This is a genomic window from Roseibium sp. Sym1, from assembly GCF_027359675.1.
Lineage (GTDB): Bacteria > Pseudomonadota > Alphaproteobacteria > Rhizobiales > Stappiaceae > Roseibium.
Window position 1 is genome coordinate 4,966,242 of sequence record NZ_CP114786.1, and the last position, 8,563, is coordinate 4,974,804.

Here is an 8,563-nt window from a genome sequence, read left to right on the forward strand (position 1 = left end):
TTCATAATGTTGAACCCGTCGACTGCTGACTCGACTCAAGACGATCGGACAATCCGTCGGTGTATTTCATTCAGTTTGAGAGAGGGATGTGCAGGCCTGGCTGTTTGGAACTTGTTCGCATTTCGCGCGACGGATCCAGCGGCCATGAAGGCGGCTGACGATCCCGTTGGGCCCGCGAACGACACCTATTTGCGGCAAGGACTTGCTCTCGCCTCTGGGCCCATCATTGCTGGTTGGGGTGTTCATGGTTCGTTTATGAATCGCGGCCAAGTCGTCTTGGACATGTTTGGTGACCGGCTCAAATGTCTCGGAAGGACGAAAGATGGTCATCCCCGTCACCCACTGTATTTGCGAAGCGACGCTCCTCTTCGACCGCTTGCGGAACGCAGTGCGGAAAATTGCGGTACGCCTAGGTAGGTATCGCTTTGGATGGCCGTCACCTATCGGCGCAAGGAACCGGACCTCAGAAATACCGGAGTAGCGGATCTAAACCGTCGCAGCCATACGTCACGTGGTGGGTTTTCCCGGGTGAACCGAAATCATCCGGGCGCGACTTTTAAGGATTGGTATCTCCATATGCGCAAGGCTACACATTTTTATTTATATGGTTTGTCCGCGATCGCGTGTGGGCGAATTTATTTTGACGAGGTTGTCAAAATCGAGCATCGTATGCACGAAATAATGACGCTCACAAACAGATCACATGAGGTTGTTGAGCGTGGTCTTGTTCGTATTTATTCAATTTCAGAAAGCAATCACGACGGTGTTTACGATGAGTATCGTCGGCGACTCCTTAGTAATAGCTGGGGATTGCAATCTCGGTTGCAGCAGTTACGCCGTTTGGAAAATATCCCAATAACGGAAGCGGAATTTTAATCATGAGCCAGAGAACGATTGTCGAGTTCAACCATGACTTTGGTTACAGGATCAAAGAAGACCCTGAAGAGTTTCTACGCCTAGTCACGCTAATGATCAATGGTGGCAGCAGAGCGCGAGAGGTTGAAGATGGCCTTACCGACTTCGGCGTGACGGTTACGCCGACGCATCACCATTCTGAGGAGGCAACCGTGACAATCGGTGTATATTTCATGAAAAAGTTTTAAATTATGAGCCGCATTGTCGAATACATCGGCCGTTGGGTCGATCGCAAACGCGAAGAGAAAATGATGCACGCCTTTGGCGGCATTCAAAGATGCCCTTGGTGCCGGCAGTGGGCCCAGTCGTCTGGCGACTGGCACTTCAAGACGTACGAGGAGAACCCCTACTTGGACGTTCTGACGTGTGGTGTCTGCGGTGGAACAAGCCTGTGGCGCTTTGAGCTAGGGATGCTCTTCGAAGGTTCCCTTGAACCGCCGGTTCCAGAGTCTCTCGAGACGGGTCTGAAGGAAATGCCAAGCAGTGAAGGCGATGATCCAGATGGCTCTTTTTCTTCCTGGATCGATGTGACCCCATTCGGCGCCAACTACCAGTCGGCGGTCTGTACTGATGGTCGCCATCGATGGCGACCATTGGCAGATCCAACAGACGACGAGCCACTGAAATGGCGGCCTGGCGTTCCCCCTAAGGAAAATCTGTAGGATGGCACACGTGAACCACTCTGAAGCTGTAAGTGATATCGAACACGCGCTCCATGAGGTTCGCGCGGCGTTCGTCAAACATCGCATACCCGTGCCTGACATCTTGCGGTGGACCAACCCAAAAGACGCTGGCAGAGCGAAGGAAATTCTCTATTCATTAGCGACGCGAGACGAGTTGGTGAACTTTCGTTTTGCACAGCCTTCGGAGTCTTACGGTGATAGGATTGCTACCTTCAACATCGAGTGGATTTGAAAGGATGCGATACCACTGGGTGTGGGATCCTGGCGTCCTTGGAGGGAAATATCTCGTTCCCGGCTGCATGCACCGCGCGATGGGAGCGCGTTGACAAGGATGTTGAAGATTTTATTGAAGTGATGTGGGCTGAAGGCCTGTGTGAATAAGGGAGCCACTGCTGTGCAGACGTGCGTTGATGAGGGCCTAAAATGTGATTGCGGCAATCGACCGGCGGTCGAATGGCGTCCGGGCGGTGCGTTCCATCAGCGCGCAAAGTGCTCATGCGGGAAGGTTACGCGATGGGCAAACTGCGGACATGATGCAAGCGCAGCCGAATTTTGGTGTAGCGGTACCTTCGTGGAAGATCGACCGTCCAGTTAAGGGAGTTGAGCATGTTGCGTGTAACAGAAATCAAGATTTGCCCAATAACGTTATGCGACCGCTTGCGGAAGCTTCAACATAATATGACAGACAACAATGAACATGACGCCGCTTTTCTCGTTGATCTGTCGATTGAGACAATTAAGAGCTTAGCGGAAAGACAGGTTGATCGACAGGGTGATGATTCAAATGAATGAATTGACCGATGCCCAGTGGTGTTTTCTTGATCTCCTGATGCAAGCCAAGAAGAGGGGTGTCACCCGCGTCCATCGCCTTGAAATTCTAAGTTCTCAATCCATCCCGAAAGAGGCGGCGATGAAGCTGGTGTGGGCAGGTCTTGGCCTCGCTGCTGGTGAGTTTGTCGCACTGCATGACCTTCACGATTTCGAAATTACGCCAGCAGGCGAACAAGTTTACCAGGCGCGCTTTGGGACGGACGCAGCGCCAACGAGCGCTGCTGACACCGTTATCCATCTACCTGGGGCCGGTGGGTATCAGAACTGACAATATTTGAACAAGGGAGAGTCAAGTGCCAACGCCGATACAGCAGATGATCGACGCCGCTTGTGGTGTGCAACCTGGCGATTTTGTCACCCTCCGATGTCCGGGCTGTAAGGCGGAAAAGCGTGTTCGGAAGGATGTTACGGATCCGGATGGTACTGCCATTGTCGAGTTTCAGTGTCCCGACTGCAATCCAGGAGATTTTGATATCCCGACCTACTTTGACGAAAACGGCATAGAACTACTGTTTGAGGAATGAGGATTCAAGGTAATGACTTGGGAACCGCACGCGGATGGGTTCGTGAATGGTGATGTCGGTGTTTTCCCGTTTTTCACCGGCGCTTGGGTGGTTTGGGAAAGGGTGAGCGGAGAATGGCAGGAGGTAGAGCCAATGATCGTTGCTCCACGCCAGGGTAGAGATTTCTATCCTGGCCATAACCCTCCCTATCGTTTTTGGACTCGAGATCGCAACGCCACAATTGCGGCTGCTAAAGCGTTGGCTTTGGTCTACGCGAGAGAGAAAAGGCAAGGAGATGTCAGAAATAAAGTTGGATGACGTGAAACGGCTGCCGGTTAAAAACGGTGATATCGTTCTGATCCGGTTGCCGTATGAACCTACGACTGAAGCCGTGTCCAAGATCAATAACGAAATCAGGAAGCCCTTACATAGTCAGGGTTTCCCCGGTGTTGATGTGATCGTGGTCGGTCCGGATGTTGAGGTATCTGTGATCACTCCAACTGGGCCCGCGGTTTCGTGTTTCGAAAAGGAAAAGATAACCGAGGAGCAAAGAGGGCTCCTGATGTACAAGACCACGGCTTGGCGCCGCATAGCTGAAGCAGTCGGACCTCAACATTCAGCGTGGGATTTTATAACGGATGCTGAAGCTGCTTTACGCGGGGAAAAGACAATCTTGTCGACTGATGAGCTTTTGAGTTACAGCGACCCAGAATAGAGGTGAAAATGGCCAGGCGCAGGAGGCGTTAAGTGTCCGACAATGGCTACATATTCGGAACAAAAATCTTATCCGGATTCAGGTCCTCGGCGACTTTGTAGCCTCGTTTCAAAAGGAATTTTTCCGCGGCGTCGTTCGCTGTGCCATAACGTGAGCGTGCGAATTTGCCGCCAGTTTCCATGATCACGACAGGTCGGAATTTTTCGATGGTTTCCCTGGCGCCTTTGAGAACCTGATATTCGTATCCTTCGACGTCGATCTTTATGAGATCGACGGCCGGCCAGGCGAACTCGTCGATTGCAGTGACTTCGAAATCTTCTCCCGGGCCGATGAATCGCGAGCCCGTGCTTCCTTTCCGTTTTTCGTCCTCACAGATAGATCCGGTACCGTGCTCTTCGCCAACACCTATGTGGTGTTCTGTTACATTGTGTTTTTCGGACATATTTATCCGCAGACACTCAAAGGTATCCGGGGCCATTTCGAAAGCGTGAACTTCGTCGAAGCGCTTGGCCATAGAGGCAGTCCAGAAGCCGCAGTGGGCACCAATGTCCAAAGCAACACGCCACTTGGTCACGTATTTGAATGCCGCTTTCAAGTGGTTGATCTGAAATTTGTTTGATTTTCCAACACCGTGAACAAACCGCGGAACGCCTTTGTCAATGTCCGGCACGTACCACCCTTGAGTTTTATTCACAGCAATCTTCTTTTCATCTCTGGTGATTAATTCCGCTATGCATAGCAGAAATTTATACGCATGTCTCGACTTCTCCATGCGCGTCGTCTTCTAGGTCTTCTAGATCTGTACCGGCCGCGGCCAACGCATCCAGGACTTCTGGTTTAATCCGCGCCGCGATGATTATCTCATCGCTGTCTTCAATGATCTCGATGAAGGCGGAAATGACATTCAAAATGCGACCGTTGACCATACCAATCCCTCCTACATGAAGCTTTTATTACAAACTTATGCAGGGTTTCTTACAATAGGAATTGTTCGCTGGTTAAGGTTATATGCAGCGCACAGGTTGCGCTATTTCGCGACTCTCGCGTATAACATGAAGGATATGACATCATCAATTTTGACAGTGGTTTCAGACAGATCGAGGGTATGCGCATATGACATTGCGAAATGTCGAAAGACAAGCAGATAGATGCGTGCCATCATCAGTTTCTGGGCTTTATCGACGATCAAAAGATCAGCGGAACCATCAAGGATCTCGTCTGCGATTTTTTTTATCACTTCTTCGTTCGCGCGCTGAAAATTACTCCTTCGTTTCCTACTAGCATTGAGGATCGCGGTTTGCGCTGCCAAGTAGAAATCCCGGTGAGTTGAAACCCATTCTAGTGCTAGTGTTGTTGACGATGCAAAACGTTCCCTTACAGTTTGGCCCTGTACCTTAGATAAATTTTCGATTGCGAGCACAGGAACGGTCCTCAAATAGACGTCGATAATCAGATCGTTCGGGGTGACCCATTCAGTCTGCAGTGATGGCAGGGTTACGCCAGTGCAGCGAGCCACTTCCTCCAAGGTGACAAGTGATCCCAATCGCTCCACGATCGGGCCGGCTAATTCCAACACTTCGGTTCTATCGAAGGTAATTCGATTGATTAATTGGTCGATTCCAATCTGCTCCGCGTCAGCTAAAGCGACGAGTTTAGATGCGCCGAGATCGTTCGTCGTGCCATCCAGGAAAGAGTACACTGTTCGCGACGGAACGTTTGCACGTCGACACCAGGCGCTTACCGTAATTTTGTTTGCCTTGATGTGGTTTTTTAGCGCGCGACGTATTTTATTTTGCATCTTTTAGGAAGCTGCGTTTTCGTGTCCAGATTTTCTGAAGCGGACAATCTGTCAGCTGCCGTCCTTAGGTGCAACATAGAATAAAATAATATCCGAATAATTTACAGCATATCTGTAAGGTATTGATTTATAATATGGTGATTTTTGGTGAATTTACAGTTAAAGCATTGAATTTAAATCAAAACACACTGATTAAAAGTCAGTTGCTCTACCAGCTGAGCTATCGGCTCTCACCAATTTCCGGTGCGTGCGGGTGCGTCGTTGCCGGCGCCGCCGCGTTGGTGGCGTGTGTTTAGGCCGACACCGATTTGATTGCAAGAGGCAAATTGGATTTTTTCAAAAGCCCTGGGGAAAGCACTCCCGGGCGGAATTCAGCATTGCAATCGCATCCGTATTAAGGTGCCGGGAGGCTTCCTTTTCAGTGAAACCATTAATAATAAAATACCGATCGACAGTATTGACAAGTACAACATTCGGCATGTCTGAATTCACTAATCAAGAGGTTTCATTTTTAAGCAAATAATGATCATTCTCCTGCAAAAACTGTCAGGTAGCGCAATAAAGCATTGTGATGTAACGTTATCTTGCACATGAGAGGTTACATGCACACAACGACAATCGACACCCATACGAACTCAGTCGAGTTCGATTTCGTGAAGGGACACATCGCTGCCACGATGACCCTGATTCACGGATTGATAGACCAGGGCCTGATTGACCGGGAACGTCTGGACGCATTTTTCGGCGCGTTCATTGGCGACCTGCCGCACAATCGGGAGACGCTCGGGCTGAGGCTGATCCTCGACCAGTGGCGCCAGGGGCTCCGGGACGGTGAGGCCGAAGAGGAGCTGAAGAGCAAACTCTTCGAGGTGATCCGGGGAGGGCGTACAAACTAGATCCACCGGGTATGGCCGGCCGGGGTAGGGGCCGGAGCATATCAGGGCAGACCAAGGCGCGGCGGCGCCTTTTTTTGTGTCCGGCAACGACTTGTTTCGCGCCGGTCCAAAAAAACGGAACTTTCTTCTGCCGTGCGATCACTTTCGCCTTGAGGTCAGGGCTTTCGATACGAAGCGTGCTGGTCAATCTGCGGAGTGTTTGTTATCCCTAGATGATCGGCACGCGCCGTGGTCAGCGGATTGTGAGTACGGTATTTTGATCACATTGTTGAAGCACGTCATTCCGGCAGGGAGACTGCCGCAAGAATATTTGTCGCCCTTGGCGGTCGTGCTGACACTTTTCTGCTTCTTGTCCCTTTTCGGTCCCGCGCTGGGGCAGGAGGCTGAACAGCAATTTGTCACCATCGGAACCGGTGGCGTCACCGGTGTCTATTACCCGTCCGGCGGCGCAACCTGCAAAATCGTCAATCGCAGCCGCGCCGAGCACGGGGTACGCTGTTCCGTCGAGACGACCTTTGGATCCATCGTGAACATCGAAAAGATCCGCGATGGCGAAATCGATTTCGGTTACGTCCAGTCCGACTGGCAATACCATGCGTTCAACGGCACGTCCGTCTTTGAAGAAGCCGGACCGTTCGAGGATCTGCGTTCGGTGTTTTCGCTTCACAGGGAAGTCGCCACGGTTGTGGTTCGGGACGAGTCGGACTTCCGGAACTTCAACGACCTGAAGAGAGCCCGGATCAACATAGGTGCCGCCGGGTCGGGATCCGCAGCATCCTGGGGCGCGCTGATCAGCCGCCTGGGTTGGACCGAAGCCGATCAGAACAGCCTGTCCGACCTCAACACGTCCCAACTTGCCGAGGCATTGTGCTCTGGTACCATCGACGCGTATTTCGTCCTGATCGGTCATCCTGCCAGTCTCATCGAGGAAACGCAGCAGCAGTGCGATATCAGGCTGCTGGGTATCGAGGGCGACGCAGTGACGCGCCTTCTCGACGAGGCTCCCTACTACATGGCCGCCGAGATCCCGGCGGACCTTTACGGGATGAACGAAACCGTCAGATCCTTCGGGGTGCTGGCGACGTTCGTCACCTCGTCCAAAATGCCCGAGGATATTGTCGCCACCATGGTCCAGGCCCTGTTCGATCACTTTGACAGTTTCCGGCGCCTGCATCCGGCGCTGAACAATCTCGTGGTGGAAGACATGGTCGGCACCGCCATGGCGGCACCGCTACATCCTGGCGCATTGACCTTCTACCGTGAACGCGGCCTATTGCCCGCAACTGACGCCGACCAGTAGAAGCGGACCGACCGGCCGGCTCTCCAAAAGGTGAGCGGCATTTGTCTTTGCGGTGGCCACCGGAACGACTAAACAGGGCGCTCCGCATCTGTCCGGCAGTCAGATCCGTTTTCACATGGACCGGGAAAAAACATGATCCAGGAAGTGACAATCATTGGCGCGGCGCTCGCGGGAGTGCTGTCGTTCGTCTCGCCGTGTGTGCTTCCCCTTGTGCCGCCCTATCTGGGTTTTCTCGCAGGCGTGTCGCTGGAGGAACTGGGCGGGCAGGAAAACGAGGGGAATGCTGTCACGCAAAGGGTGTTTTTCAGCGCGCTGTTCTTTGTTCTCGGCTTTTCGACCGTCTTTGTGCTCCTGGGCGCGACGGCAAGTGTCCTGGGGCAGTTCATTCGGGAATACCTGGACTATTTCAGCTATTTCGCAGGGGTTGCCATCATCGTCATGGGGCTGCATTTCCTCGGCGTGTTCCGGATCGGCTTTCTTTACAGGGAGGCCCGTGTCCATGTTGAGAAGAAGCCCGCGGGACCATTCGGCGCCTATTTGATCGGCCTGGCCTTCGGTTTTGGCTGGACACCCTGCATCGGACCGATCCTGTCGGCGATCTTTGCGGTTGCGGCAACCAAGGAAACCGTCGAACAGGGAGCCGTTCTTCTGAGTGCCTACGCACTCGGCCTCGGCATTCCGTTCCTGATCGCGGCCCTTTTCGCGGGGCCGTTTCTCAAGTTCATGAAGCGCTTCCGCCGGCATATGGGCGCGGTCGAGAAGACCATGGGGGGTGTGCTCGTTCTCACCGGGGTCATGTTCCTGACCGGCCAGATGGCGGTGCTGTCCTACTGGCTGCTCGAGACCTTTCCGGCCCTGCAGACGATCGGCTGACGGAGGCGCGGGCTTGTCCCCTCGCGTCGTGGGGGCAGATTGTGGCGTA

The 8,563-nt window shown here is 52.7% G+C and carries 14 protein-coding genes; 11 read left to right on the forward strand and 3 right to left on the reverse strand.

The window, feature by feature from the left end:
* Window positions 1-6 precede the first annotated feature (6 nt).
* From O6760_RS23110 to O6760_RS23145, 8 genes are all read left to right on the forward strand, one after another.
* A complete protein-coding gene (locus tag O6760_RS23110) occupies window positions 7-417 on the forward strand; it encodes a DUF1643 domain-containing protein (protein WP_269586335.1) in 411 nt (136 codons plus the stop codon).
* A 12-nt stretch (window positions 418-429) separates the two neighbouring features.
* A complete protein-coding gene (locus O6760_RS23115; RefSeq protein ID WP_269582014.1) occupies window positions 430-876 on the forward strand; it encodes a hypothetical protein in 447 nt (148 codons plus the stop codon).
* Between the two features lie 2 nt (window positions 877-878).
* On the forward strand, window positions 879-1,103 hold the full coding sequence (locus O6760_RS23120) for a hypothetical protein (RefSeq protein ID WP_269582015.1): 225 nt from the start codon (window positions 879-881) through the stop codon (window positions 1,101-1,103).
* Window positions 1,104-1,106: 3 nt separating this feature from the next.
* Window positions 1,107-1,577 (forward strand): hypothetical protein, encoded by a 471-nt coding sequence (locus O6760_RS23125; protein ID WP_269582016.1) that lies wholly within the window; start codon window positions 1,107-1,109, stop codon window positions 1,575-1,577.
* Window positions 1,578-2,358: 781 nt separating this feature from the next.
* Complete coding sequence (locus tag O6760_RS23130; RefSeq protein ID WP_269582017.1) at window positions 2,359-2,697, forward strand: hypothetical protein; 339 nt, start codon at window positions 2,359-2,361, stop codon at window positions 2,695-2,697.
* A gap of 25 nt (window positions 2,698-2,722) precedes the next feature.
* Complete coding sequence (locus O6760_RS23135) at window positions 2,723-2,953, forward strand: hypothetical protein (RefSeq protein WP_269582018.1); 231 nt, start codon at window positions 2,723-2,725, stop codon at window positions 2,951-2,953.
* A gap of 42 nt (window positions 2,954-2,995) precedes the next feature.
* Entirely contained in the window at window positions 2,996-3,250 is a 255-nt protein-coding gene (locus O6760_RS23140; RefSeq protein WP_269582019.1) for a hypothetical protein, read from the forward strand.
* A complete protein-coding gene (locus O6760_RS23145; RefSeq protein ID WP_269582020.1) occupies window positions 3,243-3,647 on the forward strand; it encodes a hypothetical protein in 405 nt (134 codons plus the stop codon). Before O6760_RS23140 ends, O6760_RS23145 begins: the two co-directional genes overlap by 8 nt.
* A gap of 46 nt (window positions 3,648-3,693) precedes the next feature.
* Here O6760_RS23145 and O6760_RS23150 read toward each other — a convergent pair whose 3' ends face one another.
* The 3 genes from O6760_RS23150 to O6760_RS23160 form a co-directional block, all read right to left on the reverse strand.
* Window positions 3,694-4,419 (reverse strand): FkbM family methyltransferase, encoded by a 726-nt coding sequence (locus O6760_RS23150; protein WP_269582021.1) that lies wholly within the window; start codon window positions 4,417-4,419, stop codon window positions 3,694-3,696.
* On the reverse strand, window positions 4,394-4,573 hold the full coding sequence (locus tag O6760_RS23155) for a hypothetical protein (RefSeq protein WP_269582022.1): 180 nt from the start codon (window positions 4,571-4,573) through the stop codon (window positions 4,394-4,396). Before O6760_RS23155 ends, O6760_RS23150 begins: the two co-directional genes overlap by 26 nt.
* Before the next feature lie 101 nt (window positions 4,574-4,674).
* Complete coding sequence (locus O6760_RS23160) at window positions 4,675-5,445, reverse strand: hypothetical protein (protein WP_269582023.1); 771 nt, start codon at window positions 5,443-5,445, stop codon at window positions 4,675-4,677.
* Between the two features lie 602 nt (window positions 5,446-6,047).
* On the opposite strand from O6760_RS23160, the gene O6760_RS23165 reads away from it, so the two are divergent.
* The 3 genes from O6760_RS23165 to O6760_RS23175 all read left to right on the forward strand — a co-directional run bounded on the left by O6760_RS23165 (window position 6,048) and on the right by O6760_RS23175 (window position 8,514).
* Window positions 6,048-6,341: a hypothetical protein gene (locus O6760_RS23165; protein ID WP_269582024.1), complete on the forward strand. Its 294-nt coding sequence runs from the start codon at window positions 6,048-6,050 to the stop codon at window positions 6,339-6,341.
* Between the two features lie 328 nt (window positions 6,342-6,669).
* Window positions 6,670-7,641, forward strand: a complete 972-nt coding sequence (locus tag O6760_RS23170) for a TAXI family TRAP transporter solute-binding subunit (protein ID WP_269582025.1) — start codon at window positions 6,670-6,672, stop codon at window positions 7,639-7,641.
* A gap of 132 nt (window positions 7,642-7,773) precedes the next feature.
* Complete coding sequence (locus O6760_RS23175; protein WP_269582026.1) at window positions 7,774-8,514, forward strand: cytochrome c biogenesis CcdA family protein; 741 nt, start codon at window positions 7,774-7,776, stop codon at window positions 8,512-8,514.
* Window positions 8,515-8,563 lie beyond the last annotated feature (49 nt).